The 16,573-nt window shown below is 66.5% G+C and carries 13 protein-coding genes; 5 read left to right on the plus strand and 8 right to left on the minus strand.

The features are described from left to right. Positions 1–19: 19 nt before the first annotated feature. Together ACFQDH_RS02560 and ACFQDH_RS02565 are read right to left on the minus strand one after the other, a co-directional pair. Positions 20–1,084 (minus strand): sugar ABC transporter substrate-binding protein, encoded by a 1,065-nt coding sequence (locus tag ACFQDH_RS02560; protein ID WP_382398170.1) that lies wholly within the window; start codon positions 1,082–1,084, stop codon positions 20–22. A 29-nt stretch (positions 1,085–1,113) separates the two neighbouring features. Next, the gene (locus tag ACFQDH_RS02565; RefSeq protein ID WP_382398172.1) at positions 1,114–2,448 is read right to left on the minus strand and encodes an enolase C-terminal domain-like protein; all 1,335 of its coding nucleotides are present in this window, start codon (positions 2,446–2,448) and stop codon (positions 1,114–1,116) included. A gap of 179 nt (positions 2,449–2,627) precedes the next feature. On the opposite strand from ACFQDH_RS02565, the gene ACFQDH_RS02570 reads away from it, so the two are divergent. From ACFQDH_RS02570 to ACFQDH_RS02585, 4 genes are all read left to right on the plus strand, one after another. Beyond that, a complete protein-coding gene (locus ACFQDH_RS02570) occupies positions 2,628–3,305 on the plus strand; it encodes a FadR/GntR family transcriptional regulator (RefSeq protein WP_382398174.1) in 678 nt (225 codons plus the stop codon). A 99-nt stretch (positions 3,306–3,404) separates the two neighbouring features. Next, complete coding sequence (locus ACFQDH_RS02575) at positions 3,405–6,248, plus strand: glycosyl hydrolase family 95 catalytic domain-containing protein (protein WP_382398176.1); 2,844 nt, start codon at positions 3,405–3,407, stop codon at positions 6,246–6,248. A gap of 171 nt (positions 6,249–6,419) precedes the next feature. After that, positions 6,420–6,998, plus strand: a complete 579-nt coding sequence (locus ACFQDH_RS02580) for a hypothetical protein (RefSeq protein WP_382398178.1) — start codon at positions 6,420–6,422, stop codon at positions 6,996–6,998. Between the two features lie 49 nt (positions 6,999–7,047). After that, entirely contained in the window at positions 7,048–7,770 is a 723-nt protein-coding gene (locus ACFQDH_RS02585) for a Type 1 glutamine amidotransferase-like domain-containing protein (RefSeq protein ID WP_382398180.1), read from the plus strand. A 17-nt stretch (positions 7,771–7,787) separates the two neighbouring features. Here the strand turns inward: ACFQDH_RS02585 and ACFQDH_RS02590 are convergent, their stop codons facing one another. From ACFQDH_RS02590 to ACFQDH_RS02615, 6 genes are all read right to left on the minus strand, one after another. After that, on the minus strand, positions 7,788–8,798 hold the full coding sequence (locus tag ACFQDH_RS02590) for a sugar phosphate isomerase/epimerase family protein (RefSeq protein WP_382398182.1): 1,011 nt from the start codon (positions 8,796–8,798) through the stop codon (positions 7,788–7,790). 128 nt (positions 8,799–8,926) lie between these two features. Continuing rightward, positions 8,927–10,048, minus strand: coding sequence for a sugar phosphate isomerase/epimerase family protein (locus tag ACFQDH_RS02595; RefSeq protein WP_382398184.1), 1,122 nt, complete (start codon positions 10,046–10,048; stop codon positions 8,927–8,929). 96 nt (positions 10,049–10,144) lie between these two features. Next, the gene (locus ACFQDH_RS02600; protein ID WP_382398186.1) at positions 10,145–11,368 is read right to left on the minus strand and encodes a Gfo/Idh/MocA family protein; all 1,224 of its coding nucleotides are present in this window, start codon (positions 11,366–11,368) and stop codon (positions 10,145–10,147) included. A gap of 76 nt (positions 11,369–11,444) precedes the next feature. Beyond that, positions 11,445–12,506 carry a substrate-binding domain-containing protein gene (locus ACFQDH_RS02605; RefSeq protein WP_382398188.1) on the minus strand — a complete coding sequence of 354 codons (1,062 nt, stop codon included), beginning with the start codon at positions 12,504–12,506 and terminating at the stop codon, positions 11,445–11,447. 101 nt (positions 12,507–12,607) lie between these two features. Continuing rightward, positions 12,608–13,672, minus strand: a complete 1,065-nt coding sequence (locus tag ACFQDH_RS02610) for an ABC transporter permease (protein WP_382398190.1) — start codon at positions 13,670–13,672, stop codon at positions 12,608–12,610. Then, positions 13,669–15,195 (minus strand): sugar ABC transporter ATP-binding protein, encoded by a 1,527-nt coding sequence (locus tag ACFQDH_RS02615; RefSeq protein WP_382398192.1) that lies wholly within the window; start codon positions 15,193–15,195, stop codon positions 13,669–13,671. Before ACFQDH_RS02615 ends, ACFQDH_RS02610 begins: the two co-directional genes overlap by 4 nt. Positions 15,196–15,302: 107 nt before the next feature. Here ACFQDH_RS02615 and ACFQDH_RS02620 point away from each other — a divergent pair, with 107 nt between their 5' ends. After that, positions 15,303–16,520, plus strand: a complete 1,218-nt coding sequence (locus ACFQDH_RS02620; protein ID WP_382398194.1) for an ROK family transcriptional regulator — start codon at positions 15,303–15,305, stop codon at positions 16,518–16,520. Positions 16,521–16,573: the final 53 nt, after the last annotated feature.

Raw genomic sequence — 16,573 nt, forward strand, 5'->3', positions numbered from 1 at the left:
TCCGTTCAGAAGCTCCCGGTCAGCTGACCGAGTTGCCCCACAGCGACTTGTCGGTGACGGCCTTCGAGCCGGGGTATTTGCCGTCGACGGTCACCAGCGGCGCCGGAATCTGATCCTCGAGCAGGCCCTTGCGAACCTGCAGGATCGTGCCGCCGTGCCCGTCCGGTCCCGGCTTCTGGGTCTTGCCCTCGATCGCCGCCTTGATGTACTGCAGGGCGTACTTCGAGTAGAGGTCGGCGGGCTGTGACACGGTCGCGTCCATCTGCCCGGACTTGATCGCGGCATACTCCGCGGGCACACCGTCGTTGGACACGATCACAATGTGCCCGTTCTTACCGCGAGGCACCAGCAGGTTCTTCTGCTTCAAGGCCTGGATCGTGGACGGCAGGTAGATGCTCGCCTGCATGTAGATCGCGTTGATCTTGTTGCCGGCCAGCACGGTGTTGAGCTTGGAGATCGCGGTCGGCGGGTCCCATTTGGTCGCCTCACCGAAGACCGTCATGTTCGGATAGTTCGTCTTCATGCAGGCGTTGAACGCCTCAGTGCGGTCGCGCCCGTTGATCGACCCGAGGTCGCCCTCGAACATCACGACCTTGCCCTTGCCGTGCAGCGAGTCGCCGATGTATTTGCAGGCCTTCTCGCCATACGCCTTGTTGTTCGCGCGTACGACCATGTAGACGTCGCCGCTGTCCGGACGGGTGTCGACAGAGACCACCGGGATCTTCTTGGCCGAGAGCTGCGCCAGAGTCGGCACGACCGCAGCCGTGTCCTGCGGTGCGATCACCACGCCCTTGACCCCTTGCGCCACAAGGGTATTCACGTTGTCGGCCAGCTTGCTGATGTCGTTCTGGGAGTTGGTGGTCTTCAGCGTGACTCCAACCGTCTTGGCCATCTGCGGCATGTAGGTGATGTAGGCGTTCCAGAAGTCGGAGTCCGACCTGGGGTAGTCGACACCGACGAGCGGCTTGCTGCCGCTCGCGGCGCCACCTGAGCCACCGGACCCGCCGCCGCTGCTCGAGCAGGCGGAGACCCCGACGCAGAGTGAGGATGCGATCGCGGCCGCCGCGAAAGTCTTCAATCGCATGGGCATTCCTTCCGTGCTGCCGGGCATCGTTACCCGGTCGTGTGATGGGTGTTGCCGGTTGTTTCGTCGGCGGGCGCGTTCCACACCACACCGTCCGGGAAGCTGTAGTCGCGCACAGTGCTAGGCAGCATTCGCGCGCCGGAGCCGGGCGCCCGCGGTGCCCGGTAGGCGCCGCCGCGCACCACGGCCGGGTCCTCGAAGTGCTCGTGGAGGTGATCGACATACTCGATCCAACGGCCCTCGGTCGAGCCGCTGACGGCGACGAAGTCGAACATCGACAGGTGCTGCACGACCTCGCACAGGCCGACACCGCCGGCGTGCGGACAGACGGGGACGCCATACTTCGCCGCGAGCAGCAGGATCGCGACGTTCTCGTTGACGCCGGCGACGCGGCATGCGTCGATCTGGCAGATGTCGATCGCGCCGCTGGTGATCAACTGCTTGAACATGACTGCGTTGGCTGCGTGTTCGCCGGTTGCGACGCGCACGGGGTGCACCGCCTCCGCCACGGCACGGTGACCGAGAATATCGTCCGGACTGGTCGGTTCCTCGACCCAGTGGATCCCGTGCGGCGCGAGGCGACGGACGTTGGCGATGGCGTCCCCTACGCCCCAACGCTGGTTGGCGTCGACCGAGATGAGGATGTCCGGACCGACGAGACCACGGACGAGTTTGACCCGTCGCTCGTCGTCATCGATGTCGGCGCCGACTTTGAGCTTCAGGTGGGTGAATCCGTCCTCCACGGCCTCGCCAACAAGCCGGGTCACCTTCTCGTCGGAGTAGCCGAGCCAGCCGGCGGACGTCGTGTATGCCGGGTAGCCGGCCTCCCGCAGCTGCGCCATTCGCTCCCTACGGGTCGGCGCCATCCGTTCGAGCAACTCCAGCGCATCGTCGGGCGTCAGGGCGTCGGCCAGATAGGTGAAGTCGACCAGCTCGACCAGCTGGCGCGGGGACATCTCGGCCAGCAGCGCCCACAGCGGCAACCCCGCACGTCGCGCCTTCAGGTCCCACACCGCATTGACGACCGCGCCGACCGCCATATGTATGACGCCCTTCTCCGGCCCGAGCCACCGCAGCTGGCTGTCGGAGACGAGCCGACGCCAGAAGGCGCCCATGTCGTCCAGCACGGAGTCGACGTCGAGACCGACGACGAGCGCCTCGACCGCGTGTATGGCGGCCGCGGCCACCTCGTTGCCACGGCCGATGGTGAAGACAAAGCCGTCTCCGGCATCGCCGTCACTGGTCGGCACGGTCACGTATGCCGCTGAATAATCGGGGTCCGGGTTCATCGCGTCCGAGCCGTCCAGCGACCGTGATGTCGGAAAGCGGACGTCCGACACGGTGAACGGTCTGAACTCGGCCATCGATGGAACCTCTCACAAGAAGATCGGATCTTTCGTTGGCGATCCTGACGCCCGGGGACCTAGCCCGTCAAGAGATATCCGACAATTCATCGGATGTTTCTTGGTTTCGGCGCCATCCAACTGATGGTGGATGCCGCATACTGTGCGAGAACACCGACAGACCAGGAAGGGACGGTGCCATGGCTGTCACCGACGACGCGGTCGAGAAACTCCGCGCGATGATTCTCGAGGGCACCCTGAAACCTGGGGATCGGCTCCCCAAGGAGGCCGACCTCGCCGCCGCTCTCGGGCTCTCCCGCAACTCATTGCGCGAGGCGGTACGTGCCCTTTCGATGGTGCGCATCCTCGACGTCCGACAGGGCGACGGCACCTACGTGTCCAGCCTCGCAGCTGATTCACTCGTCGAGGCACTCAGCTTCATCCTCGAGTTTCATCGGGATGCCTCCGTGCTCGAACTCCTCGAAGTACGAAGAGTTTTGGAACCTGCCGTGTGTGCCCGCGCGGCGCACCTGGCGACCGATGAAGATATCCAGATCCTGGAGTCGGTCCTCGCGAAGTCAACGGCTTCCTCGCCGGTGGACGACCTGGTCAACGCGGACCTGGAGTTCCACCGCACCATTGCCAAGTGCTGCGGCAACCCGGTGCTGGCCTCCCTCGCCGAGTCGCTGTCCGGGCCGACCCAGCGCGCCCGCATCTGGCGCGGCATGACCGAGGAGGGAGCGCTGGAGCGCACCCTGCGGGAGCACGCGGCGATCCTCGACGCGATCCGGCGCCATGATGCCGAGATCGCAGCCGCCTGGGCGGCCGTGCACATCGGGGGCGTGGAGGACTGGCTGCGCGCCAACCTCGCAGATTGAGCCGATGACTTCTCAAAATCCAGTGCACGGAATTCGCCACTAGAGATCCGATGTATGCGAGAGTCAGCGGGATCCCCTCCGATCTCTCAGGAGCTCTCGATGACTCACGGAAACCACCAACACCCCACGCACCCGGCGCGCACCTACTCCCGGCGACAGGCCCTGACGTTCGGCGGCGGCGTCGCCGCAGCCGTCGCGCTCTCGTCGCTACCCGTATTCCGGCCCGTCACGGCGGCTGCCGCATCGTTGCCGACAGCCGACCTCGTGCCCGATGACCGGGCGATCCTGTTGACCTACCCGGAGCCTGGCGGCACCGCGACTCCGCTGACCGACAATCTGCCGATCGGCAACGGTCGCATCGGTGCTCTCACGAACGCCGATCCCGGGCTCGATGGCTTCATCCTCACCGACTCGACACTCTGGACCGGTGACGCCAACCTTGCGCTCGATGGGGATGGTCAGTTCTCCTACGAGACAACGCATTTCGGCACCGTGTCGATGCTGGGCAAGCTGACCCTGAGCATCCCCGCGCACACCGGGAAAGCGGCGACCGGCTACGAGCGACGGCTCGACCTGAGCAACGGGATCACCACCTCGTCATACACGGTCGGCGGCGTGCGGTACCGACGTGCCGTCTATGCGAGCCACCCCGACGACGTGATCGTCATCGCGTTGTCCCAGGACGGCGGCGGCACGCTGACCGGCAAGCTCACCCTGACCGGTGAGCACGGCGAGACCACCTCCGCCGGCGGGCACGATGCGCGCTTCTCAGGATCGCTCGGCAACGGTCTTGCCTACGGTTGCGTCGTAACGGCCACGGCGGCGAAGGGCACCGTCCGAGCCGCGAACGGCGTGGTCACGTTCGCCGACTGCACCGACCTGCTCGTGGTCGTGTCCGGGGGCACGAACTACACCCCTGACCCGTCGATCGGGTTCCAGGACAAGGCGATCGACCCACTCGACGTCGCGACGGGACGGGCGCATTCGGCGGCTGCTCATGGTGCGAAACTGCTGCTGGGCAGGCACCTCGCGGACTACCAGTCGTTGTTCGGCGGTTTGGACGTCGATCTCGGCACGTCGACTCCGGCGCAGCGAGCGATGTCCACTCCGGAGCGTCTCGCGGCACGCGCCTCGACCGGTGCGCCGGACCCCGAACTCGAGGCGAGCTACCTACAGTTCGGCCGCTACCTGACGATCGCGGGGTCGCGCAGCATGCTGCCGATCAACCTGCAGGGCCTGTGGATCGACCGGAACAACCCCGACTGGATGTCGGACTACCACACCGACATCAACCTTCAGATGTGTTACTGGCTCGCCGACCGCGCCGGCCTGAGTAGTTGCTTCGACCCGCTCGCCGACTACTTGCTCGCACAGTTGCCGGGCTGGACCACAGCCACCCAGAAGCTGTTCAACGACCCGCGCAACGGCTTCCGCAACACCAGCGGAAAGGTCGACGGGTGGACGCTGGCCATCTCCACCAACGTGTATGGCGGCAACGGCTGGTGGTGGCACCCTGCGGGCAACGCCTGGCTGTGCAACTCGGTGTTCGAGCATTACGAATTTACCCAGGACACAGCCTATTTGGCGAAAATCTATCCGCTGCTGAAAGGCGCCTGCGACTTCTGGAAGGCTCGGCTGATCACGACAACGGTGACCGACCCGGCCACCGGCAAGTCCCGCGAAGTGTTGGTCGACGACCACGACTGGTCACCCGAGCAAGGTCCGACGGACGCCCGCGGCATCACCTACGCGCAGGAGCTGGTGTGGCAACTCTTCACGAACCTGCGGACCGCAGCGGATGTGTTGCACCGTGACCAGGGCTACGCCGCAACCATCGACGAACTCCGCTCCCGTCTCTACCTGCCGCAGGTCAGCCCCACCAGCGGGAAGCTCGAGGAGTGGATGTCACCGGACGACCTCGGCGACCCGCAGCACCGGCACCTCTCACCACTGATCGGCCTCTTCCCCGGCGACCGGCTGGCCCCGGACGTCGCTCCGTCATACCTCGTCGACGGCGCACGGCGGCTGCTGGAGGCACGGGGCATGTCGACCTACGGCTGGGGTATGGCGTGGCGCGGCCTGTGCTGGGCCCGCTTGAAGGACCCGGCCAAGGCGTACCAAGCCGTGATGACCGTGCTGCGGCCGAGCGTCAACAACAGCAACGGCGCTGCCGCGAACTTCTTCGACATGTATTCGTTCGGGTCCAGATCGACCTTCCAGATCGACGCCAACCTCGGGACGCCGTCCGCGATGCTGGAGATGCTCGTCTACTCCCGGCCGGATCTCATCGAGCTGTTGCCGGCCACACCCACGGCATGGTCGGACGGCTCGGTGCGAGGCATCGGTGCCCGCGGCGGCTTCACCGTCGACGTCGCATGGTCCGGACGTCAGGTGACGTCGGCTACCGTGCACAGCCACTCCGGAGGCAAGACGACCGTGCGTTTCGGCGACTGGAGCAAGGCGATCAACGTCCCGGCGGGCGGATCGGTCAGCGTGCGGCCGCCGGCCAAGACCTGGCCGCCGGAGCAAACTGACACCCGTTACCTGCTGGTGAACCGCGGCAGTGGATTGGCGCTCTCGCCGTCGTCTCCGAGCCAAGGTGCACCGCTGGTGCAACAACCCCGTGGAGCGGACAACACAACCTGGTTCCTTGCCGAGATCGCAGCCGGAATCTGCCTGATTACCGCGCCGAGCGGGCTGGTCGCGGATGTCAGCGGCGGTGGGACCGCGTCTGGCACCTCGATCATCCAGTGGTCGGCATCGGGCTCGACGAACCAGCAGTGGCGGATCGAAAACACCGGTGACTACACGAAATTCGTCAATGTCCGCTCGGGCTTGCTGTTGTCCGTAGCCGGCGATTCGACAGCCGCTGGGGCGGCGATCGAGCAACTGGCCGACACCGGGGACGCGACGCAGCAGTGGTCTCTGGTCGCCGTGTCGTAGTGAGTCAGGAATAGAGCAGGTACGGATGCGGGCAAAGTTGCTGGTCAGGCGCGAAGCGACTGTCAAGCAACTTTGCCCGCACCGCACTAGCGCAATTTCACTTCCTGACGGCCCTGCGAGTGCTTCAATCTGGAGTCGGGCGCGTTCGCGTCCCGCGTCGGGAGGTGCCGGATGAGTGCCACAAGCGTTTCTGCTGTCCGTCCGCGTTGGGGGAAGCGGCGCCGATGGGGTCTGGTCTGCGCCATCGTCGCCGCAGTGATGGTCGGGTCCGGCGTCGCCGGCGCTCTCACCGTGCGCCACCTGGATCGCCAGTACGGGCCGGTGCACGCAGGTCTGTTCAGTGGCCCCTACTCCGGTCCCCGGCTGGCGTCCGCTCCCGGAGCCTCCGGTCGGCTGCTCACGTCTCTCGGCAACTGGGGCTCCCATGAGGTGACTGTCACCGGGCTCAGCTACCTACAGGACGAACCAGCGGTCTCCGGCATTCGATGGTCGACCTACCGGCCGGTCCCCGGCGGCTCGTCCGACGGGATCGACACTCCGTGGCACTCCTTCCCGGCCACCATCCCGGCGGACGGAACGATCCGGCTGATGATCAGCCTGCATCGCCCGGCCGACTGCAGCCGATATCAAGGGGCGGGCCTCGGCGGGCACGACTACACCGGCAGCCTGGTCGTCCACTGGAAGTCGCTGCTGCACACGCACGCGACGAGTGTCCAAGTGCTGGCCGGCAACGCGGTCAGGGTTTGCTGACCCGAGAAATCCTCTCTCCCTGGTGGTCGGGCTGCGCTAACGTCCTGGCATGCCCGCTGAACGCACCATCCTCGCCACCTCCGGAGGCGTTCGCCCCGGTGAGCGCACCTACTTCGAATTCAGTGAATTGACCCAGTTCGCAGTCGATCTCGCCGGAGTCACAGGTCGCGCCCCTCGTGTGTGCACGATCGCAACGGCCGTCGGCGACAACCCGCATGTGCTGCACGCGCTGGCCGAGGCGGCGAAGGTCGCCGGCTACGAGCACTCCCACCTGCAGCTCTTCACCATGCCGAACGTCGCCGACCCGGCCGAGCACCTGCTCGCGCAGGACGTCGTCTGGGTGATGGGCGGCTCGGTCGCCAACCTGCTGGCTGTATGGCGAGTGCACGGCCTCGACACGGCGATGCGCGCGGCGTGGGAGGCCGGCGTTGTTCTGACCGGCGTGAGCGCCGGGTCGATCTGCTGGCACACCGGCGGCACCACCGACTCCTTCGGCGCGGACCTCCAGCCGATCACCAACGGTCTCGGTCTGCTCCCGTACGGCAACGGCGTGCACTACGACGGTGAGGCTCGCCGTCGTCCGCTGATGCAGCGACTCGTCGCGGACGGCACGCTGCCGGAGTCCTACTGCACCGATGACGGTGCCGGAGTCCTCTACCGTGGCACCGAATTCGTTGAAGCGGTGTCCGAGCTCGACGGTGCAGGCGCCTACCACTTGGTCCGTGACGGAGACACGGCAGTGGAGACCGAGCTGCCGATCCGTCGACTGTGACCGGAGCCGAGCGTCATTCAGTCGCGTGAGCTGCTGAACGCCGCGTCGAACGACCCCGTGGGTCGTTCGAAGTTGAGTCGCCGCACGTAGTCCAGCGACTCGGGTGCGCCTTCGAGCCGATCCATGCCGGCGTCCTCCCACTCGATCGAGATGGGGCCGTCATACCCGATGGCATTGAGGGTGCGGAAGCAGTTCTCCCACGGCACGTCGCCGCGCCCGGTGGACACGAAGTCCCAGCCGCGACGCGGGTCGCCCCACGGCAGGTGCGACGACAGACGACCGTTGCGCCCGTTGCCGATCCGCTTGCGCGCGTCCTTGCAGTCGACGTGATAGATCCGGTCCTGGAACTCCCAGATGAAGTCGGCCGGATCCAGGTCCTGCCACACCATGTGGCTCGGGTCCCAGTTGAGCCCGAACGCCGGTCGGTGACCGATGGCCTCCAATGTCGCGTGCGTGGTCCAGTAGTCATAGGCGATCTCGCTGGGATGCACTTCGTGCGCGAACCGGACACCGACCTCGTCGAAGACATCCAGGATCGGATTCCATCGGCGGGCGAAGTCCGCGTAACCCTCCTGGATGACGTCGTCCGACACCGGCGGGAACATCGCGACGTACTTCCAGATGGCCGAACCGGTGAACCCCACAACGGTGTCGACGCCCAACAACGCTGCAGCACGCGCGGTGTCGGCCATCCGCTGCGCAGCGCGCTCGCGCACGCCTTCCGGATCGCCGTCGCCCCACACTGCCGGCGGCAGAATGTCCTTGTGCCGCAAGTCGATCGGGTCGTCGCACACTGCTTGGCCGACGAGATGGTTGGAAATGGCCCACACCTTCAGGTTGTGCTTGTCGAGGATCTCGCGGCGCGAGGCGATGTAGTCGGGCTCGCTGAGCGCGCGGTCGACTTCGAAGTGGTCGCCCCAGCAGGCGATCTCCAGTCCGTCATAGCCCCATTCGCCGGCGAGACGGCACAGTTCCTCGAACGGTAGGTCTGCCCATTGCCCGGTGAAGAGCGTGATCGGTCGAGTCATCGTGCGTCTCCTTCGGTGAATCCTGTTGTTTCATGCGGTCGTTGCGGTCGAGTTGCGGGTATGGCGGTGCCACCGCCCCGCCGGAGTGGTGGAGGTCCACCCGGGCAGAGACGGTGGCACCGCGTGGGTCACCCGCGCAGGGCGGCCAGGTTGTCGTAACTCAGCTTGGCGAACTCCAAGGACTGACCGGGCGCGGCGCCGCTCGGTGCGTTGTCCTGCTCATACATCGGGTTGTGCCAGCCGCCTGCACCTACCCGCCGGAAGAACGTCGAGTAGTCGATGTCTCCCGTACCGAACGGCGTCATGACGTAACCATCAGCAGTGGTCGTGTCGATCGCACCGTCCTTGGCGTGGAAGAGCGGGAACCGCTTGGATTGCTTGGCCACCACGGCCGCCGGGTCGAAGATCGACGTGACCGCCGACCCGTCCGCAGCGGTGAACACCTTGTGCTTGTACTGCGCCACGTGTGCCCAATAGATGTCCATCTCGAGATGCACGTACTTCGGATCAGTGTTAGCCAGGAAGTACTCGAGACGGCGGATGCCGGACGAGCGCGTCGGACGGCCCTGGGCATCGAGTGGCCCGCTGTCGAGCAGGAAGTTGTAGGCGACATCGTGGTTATGGGTGTAGAGCTTCAGCCCGTGCTTGCGCCACGCGCGTTCGCCGAAGACGTTCCAACGCACGGCAGCCGCGTCCCAGTCCGCTTGGTACGCGGAACCGGTCGGGTCACCTCCGGTGCCGATGTGCGTCATACCGAGGATGTTGGCGATCTCGCACGCCGCATCGAACGACGAGAGGTTGGCATCAGTGACGGTCGAGGGGACCGACCCGTGGTTGCCCTCGGCCTCTATTCCGTTGTCGTCCAACCAGGTTCGTAGTAGGCGCGCGCCAGCGGCGCTATTGAGGTTGCCACCCGGCGCGTTCGCGTGCTGGCCGTAACCGGCGAACTCAACCTGAGTATAACCGATGCGGCCGAGTTCCTCGATGACCGCCTTGAACCCGGACGCGTATGGCGAGCTGAGCGGGTCGCGCGCGGTGGCGTCCCGGACGGTGTAGAGAATGATGCCGCGCTTGGACTTCGGCACGAGGACACCGTTGGCGTTGGCCACGGCATCGGCGCGGGCACCGGTGGCGGTCGCCGCGGTGAGGGCCACTGCGGCTGCCATGCCGGTGGACGCCGCCATGAACTGTCGACGGCTGAGACCGAGGCCTTTGGCGAGTTTCAACGGCTGGATTTCGTTGTCATGCATGGTTACTGCTCCTTGGAGGGGTGACGGAGACGGTCCTGCGGGGTGGTGGTGCACGACTCCTTTCCGGCGGGTCGGGTAACGGGACGACGGTGGTGGTCAGCAGACGCCTGCCTCTGCCGAGGCACCGGCGATCGAGGTCCACGATCCGGACCGTTCGGCGCTGGCCTCGACCGCCGACAGGACCCGTTGCACTTGGAGTCCGTCGGCGAAGCTGGGCCGCGGTGGCGTGCCGTCGGCGAGCGCCGTGAGGAAGTCGACCGCTTGATGGGTGAAGCTGTGTTCGTAGCCGAGCCCGTGTCCGGGTGGCCACCACGCGGCGACATACGGATGGGTGTCCTCGGTGACGAGGACCCGAGTGAACCCCGCATCGCGCGCCGGCGCATCGGCGTCATACACGTGCAGGACGTTCATGTCCTCGAAGTCGAACGCGATCGATCCGCGAGTTCCGTTGATCTCCAGCCGGATTGCGTTCTTTCGGCCGGTTGCGAAGCGGGTCGCCTCGAAGACCGCGAGAGCGCCCCCGGTCAGCTGAGAGAGGAAGATCGCCGCGTCATCGACGGTCACGGCACCCAACTGCACTGCAGCATCTGCCGCGGCCGCGCCGCCGAGAGAAGTCACAGACGACGTGCCGCTGACCGGCCGCTCGCGCACGAACGTCTCGGTGCGAGCCGCGACACCCACCAACTGCTCGCCCGTGACGAACTGGGCCAGATCGACGATGTGCGCGCCGATGTCACCGAGCGCCCCCGAGCCGGCCCGCTCCTTCTGCAGGCGCCAGGTCAGCGGGGACGCCGGATCGGTGAGCCAGTCCTGCAGGTAGTGACCACGCACGTGCCGGATGCGGCCGAGCCGCCCCTCCTCCACGAGGCGCCGCGCGTAGGCGATGGCCGGCACCCGACGGTAGGTGAAACCCACCATCGACTGAATCCCTTGTCCCTGTGCGATATTCGCGGCTTCCACCATCGACTCCGCCTCGGCAACCGAATTGGCCAGCGGCTTCTCGCAGAGCACATGCTTGCCCGCCTGCAACGCGGCGACTGCGATCTCCGCGTGCGTGTCCCCGGGCGTGCAGATGTCGATGACGTCGATGTCGTCACGGTCGAGCATCCGCCGCCAGTCCGTCTCGACACTTGCCCAGCCGAATCGGCGCGCGGTCTCTGCGGCTGCTGCCTCGTTGCGCCCGGCCACCGCCGCGAGGCGCGGCGCCAACGGAGTGTCGAAGAAGCTGCCTGCGTTGTGCCAGGCCTGGGAATGGGCGCGCCCCATGAAGGCGTATCCGACCATGCCGATGCCGAGTGTGGGGCTGCTGGGTGTGCTCATTGACGTCCTCCCGAACGTGATTGATGCCGCTGGCAATTCGCGGACGCCCGCGACATCGGCGCAGGCGTCCGCTCCCTCATGATTCGAATGCGAGCGGCAGGTACTGGTCGACGTTCTGCTTCGTCACGACCGGGGCGTTCAGGACGATCCGCCGTGGGACCTCGACCTGAACCAAATCGCTGATGCCCTTGCCCTGTGCCACGAGCCGCGCGAGCTTGATGCCGTCGGCTGCTTGGGTCGACGGATAGAGGACGGTCGCCTCCATCTTGCCTTCCTTGATCAGCCGCATGGCGTTCGCAGATCCGGCTCCACCGATGAAAGCCATCTCGTGCCGGTTGGCCTGGTCGAGGGCCGCCATGACCCCGACGCCCTGGTCGTCGTCGTGATTCCAGAGGATGTCGATCTTCGGTGCTGCCTGCAGCAGGTTGGACCCCTGCTTCTCCCCTGACTCGACCGTGAAGTCAGCCGCGACCCGGTTGTCGACGCTCTGGCCGCACTTCTTCAGCGCCTCCTTGAAGCCCTTGCTGCGATCCTGCGTCAACGGCAGCGAATCGATGCCGGCGATCTCCGCGATCACCGGGTTGGACAGCTTCTTCTGCTTCACCAGCTGGCACGCGTAGGTCCCAGCCGAGACACCCATCCCGTAGTTGTCACCCAGGATGGTGGTGCGGGCCGCGAACGGGCTGGAGAATTCCCGGTCGACGTTGATCACCGGTATGCCGGCGTTCATTGCCTTGGTGGCGACCTCGGTCAGCGCGGCGCCGTCGGTCGGCAGCAGCACGATTGCGTCGACCTTGTCGTTGATGAACGTCTCGATCTGGCTGATCTGCAGCGACGCGTCGTTGGTGCCCTCGGCGACCTTGAGTTCGACGTCCGGATACTTCTTCGCCGCGCTCTTGGCGGCGCTGTTGATTGCGCCGAGCCAGCCGTGATCAGCGGCCGGCCCGGAGAAGCCGATGACGACCTTCTTGCCCGATGCGTCGTTGTTGCTCACCGCCTTGTTCCCGGCGGACTTCGACGCTGCGGGTGACTGGTTCTCCGGGTCGTTGCCGGTGCAACCGGACGCGCCGAGGACTGTGCCGGCGGCGACGATGGCGATCGCAACACGCTTGGCAGTGCGAGGGATTGATGAGGACACGGTGACTCCTAGTTGCGCAGTGGTGACGGTTTGATGGGTGGCAGGGTGTGTCGGGGCGGACGACGTTGATGGCCGCCGCCTGAGGTGGACCCGGTGCTCGGTCAGGTCGATCCGGTGCGAGCGACCCGCTGTTGAAGCAGGACGGCGGCGACGATGATGGCTCCCTTGGCGACCGCCTGGGTGGAGGTGTCGAGATTGTTGAGGGTGAAGACGTTGGTCAGCGTGGTGAAGATCAGCACGCCGAGCACCGTGCCGACGAGGGTCGCGCGGCCACCCGACAGCAGGGTGCCGCCGATGACGACCGCCGCGATCGCGTCGAGCTCGTAGAGGGTGCCGTGTGTCGACGTCCCAGTCGTCGTACGCGCCATGAGCATCACGGCCGCGATGCCACACGCGAGGCCGAGCAGGATGTAGAGGTACATCGTGTGCCGCTGGACTCGTATGCCGGCCAGCCGTGCCGCCTCGGGGTTGCCGCCGATGGCGAGCGTCCGGCGCCCGAATGTCGTGCGGTTGAGCAGGACCCAGCCGGCGGCGGCAACGGCCGCGAACATGATGACCAGCACCGGGACACCGGCGACACTGCCGCCGAAGAAGTCGATGAAGCCGCGCTCGCGGATGATCTGGGTGCGCCGCTTCGCGATAATCTCGGCGAGCCCGCGGGCTGCGGCCAGCATGGCAAGGGTCGCGATGAACGGCGCTATTCGCCCGTAGGCGATGAGCACGCCGTTGACCAGGCCGCAGCCTGCTCCCACAGCGAGTGCCACGAACACCATGACCGACCAGTGGTAGTCCGCGGCCATCGTCTGTGTCGCGATGGTCGTCGCCCACACCGAACACAGCGCGACGATGGCTCCGACGGACAGGTCGATGCCCTCGCCCGCGATGACGAACGTCATACCGACGCTCACGACACCGATCACCGAGCCCAGACGCAGGATCGTCAGCGCGTTGTCCATGCTGGCGAATCGCTCGCCGCCGGTGAGGATTCCGACGATCACCAGCAGCAACAGGGCGACCACGAGTCCGAGGTTTCGCCCCGCCGGCCCGCTGAGGAAGCCGACCAGGCCGCCACCGCGGTGCGCGGCCTGCCCGTCCGGTGCGATCGCTGTCCCGGCATCGCCCGCCGTTGGCGTCTCCGTCTTCGTCTTCGTCAGATCGAAACTCATGCTGCATCTCCCTTCAAGATGATGTCCAGGACCGCGTGCTCGTCGAGCTCGTCGGCTGGGCTGTCGTGTCGGATGGTGTGATCGGCGATGACCAGCACGCGGTCGGAGAGCCCGAGGACCTCAGGGATCTCGCTGGAGACCACGACGACCGCGACGCCCTTGTCGGTGAGGTCACGGATCAGGCCGTAGATCTCCGACCGTGCTCCTACGTCGACACCACGGGTCGGCTCATCGAGCAGCAGCACCTTGCAGCCACGCAGTAGCCATCGCGCGAGGACGACCTTCTGCTGGTTGCCACCGGACAGGGTGCGCGACTCGCGGTGCACTCCACGCGGCCGCACGTCGAGGGAGTCCAGCAGTGCCTCGGCGGCACGTGTCTCGCCCTGCCGGTCCAGCAGTCCCGCCCGAGAGAACCTGGCCAGACTGGCGAGGGAGATGTTGGCAGCCAGCGATGCCTGCAGCACCAACGCCTGGCTCTTGCGCTCCTCCGGGCAGAGGCCGATGCCGGCCGAGACAGCCGCCGGCACCGAACCCGGCCGGACGGTGCGGCCGTCGACGGTCACGGTGCCGCCGGTCGCCCGGCGAGCGCCGAAGATCGCCTCCACGATCTCGGTCCGGCCCGAGCCCACCAAACCGGCCAGGCCGACGACCTCACCGGGACGGACCTGGAAGCTGACGCCCGCGAATTCGCCGTCGCGGGAAAGGTTTTCGACTCGGAGAATCGGCTCATGGTCCTCAACCGGAGATCTCCGTGGGAAGACGTACTCGATGGACCGTCCCGTCATGAGGCGGATGAGTTCCTGGGTCGATGTCGTCTTGGCGTCCAGCGCGGTGCTGACGGTCTTGCCGTCCTTGAGGACGGTCACGCGATCGCCGATCTCCCGGATCTCCTCCAGGCGGTGGGAGATGTAGATGACCGCCACGTCCCGTGCGGTGATCTCGCGGATGACCGCGAAGAGCTGCTCGACCTCGCCCGCGTCCAGCACCGCCGATGGCTCGTCCATGACGATGAGCCGCGCGTCTCGGGACAGGGCGCGCGCCATACTCACGATCTGCTGGGCTGCCGCTGACAAGGCACCGACCTCGGTGGTCGGTGCGATCTCCGGATGTCCGAGGTCGGCGAGCAGCACAGCGGCCGCCCGTCGCGCGGTTGCCCGCTGCGAGAAGCCGGCCCGGCTGGGCTCGTGGCCCAGGAAGATGTTCTCGGCCACGGTGAGGCCTTCGACGAGGTCGAGTTCCTGATACATCGTGGCGATGCCGAGATCCATCGCGGCTTGCGGGTCGGGCAGGGTGACCGCCTTGCCGAGCCACTCAACGGCGCCCTCGTCCGCTTGGTGCACACCAGCCAGCACCTTGATCAGCGTGCTCTTGCCGGCACCGTTCTGCCCGAGCAGGCAGTGCACCTCACTTTGCTCGACAGCCAGGTCCACGCCACCCAGCGCGACAACACCCGGGAAGCGCTTGACCACATCAGTCATCCGCAGCAGCGGGAGAGCGGAGTCCTTGGAGAGTCGGCGTGACATGGATCACACCGTTGCCCACTTTTGTCAGTCCGTCAAGCAAAAGACCAATTTGGCTCGTAATAAGCCGCATGCGTGACATACCGAAGCCTGGTGTGTTTCACTCGAGCGTGAGTTCGTCAGAGTCCCCGTCGTCGTCCCTCGTAGTAACCGGGGCGGGCGAGTTGTTGCAGCTATTACGCGACGAGACGCCCCGGACCCGCGCCGAGCTCGCCAAGCTGACCGGGCTGGCGAGGTCGACGGTCGGGGCCCGCGTCGATGCGCTGCTGGCGACCGGATTGCTCGCGCCAAGCGGGGAGGCCGCCAGCACCGGCGGGCGGCCGCCCGTGCAGTTCGCGTTCAATCCGCAGGCACGCGTCGTCGTCGGCGCAGACCTGGGGGCCACCCATGGCCGCGTCGCGCTCACCGACCTGGGCGGGAAGCCGATCGGCGAGGTCGCCGAAGACGTCGACATCACCTCCGGCCCGGAGGCGGTCCTCGACTGGTTGACCACCACCACACAACGACTGCTCGACGATGCCGGCCGAGCCGCATCGCAACTGATCGGGATCGGCATCGGGCTGCCGGGTCCGGTCGAGCACTCCACCGGACGTCCGATGCGGCCGCCGATCATGCCGGGGTGGGACGGCTACGACGTGCCGGCGCATGTGCGTCGGGCGTTCCAGGTCCCGGTCCTGGTGGACAACGACGTCAACATCATGGCGCTCGGGGAGCATGCGACTGCGCACCCCAGTGTCGAACACCTGCTCTTCGTCAAGGTGGCGACCGGGATCGGCGCCGGCATCATCAACGGCGGTCAACTCCACCGCGGTGCGGTGGGAGCGGCCGGCGACCTAGGACACGTCGCGACACCACATGCGCCGGATGTCCTGTGCACGTGCGGCAACCGGGGATGCCTCGAAGCAGTGGCCAGCGGCAGCGCAATTTCCAAGCAGCTCAAGGAAATCGGAATCGATGCGCCGACCAACGCCGACATCGTCAGACTCGCCCGCGGCGGCAACGGCCCGGCCGCGGACGCCATCCGCCGCGCCGGTCGCACCATCGGCGAGGTCCTGGCAACCTGCGTCAGCCTGCTCAACCCGTCGGTGATCGTCATCGGCGGATCATTGGGCCTGAGCGAGGGCAATCTGATCGCCGGTGTGCGAGAGGTCGTCTACGGTCGATCGCTTCCGCTCGCGACCGGCGCCCTGCAGATCGTGCCGGCTGTGACAGGCGAGCAGGCCGGTGTCATCGGTGCCGCGACGATGGTGATCCAGCATGCTCTGACCGCCGACCGGGTCGATCTCGCGATCGCGCGCCGGTCAGCCCCTGCGTCGTCTGCGTCCTAACAGCTGTGACGCGGTAGTCATCGCGCGAAGCGCGCGTCATACACCTGGGGCCG

Source organism: Flexivirga alba (assembly GCF_042661025.1).
Lineage (GTDB): Bacteria > Actinomycetota > Actinomycetes > Actinomycetales > Dermatophilaceae > Flexivirga > Flexivirga alba.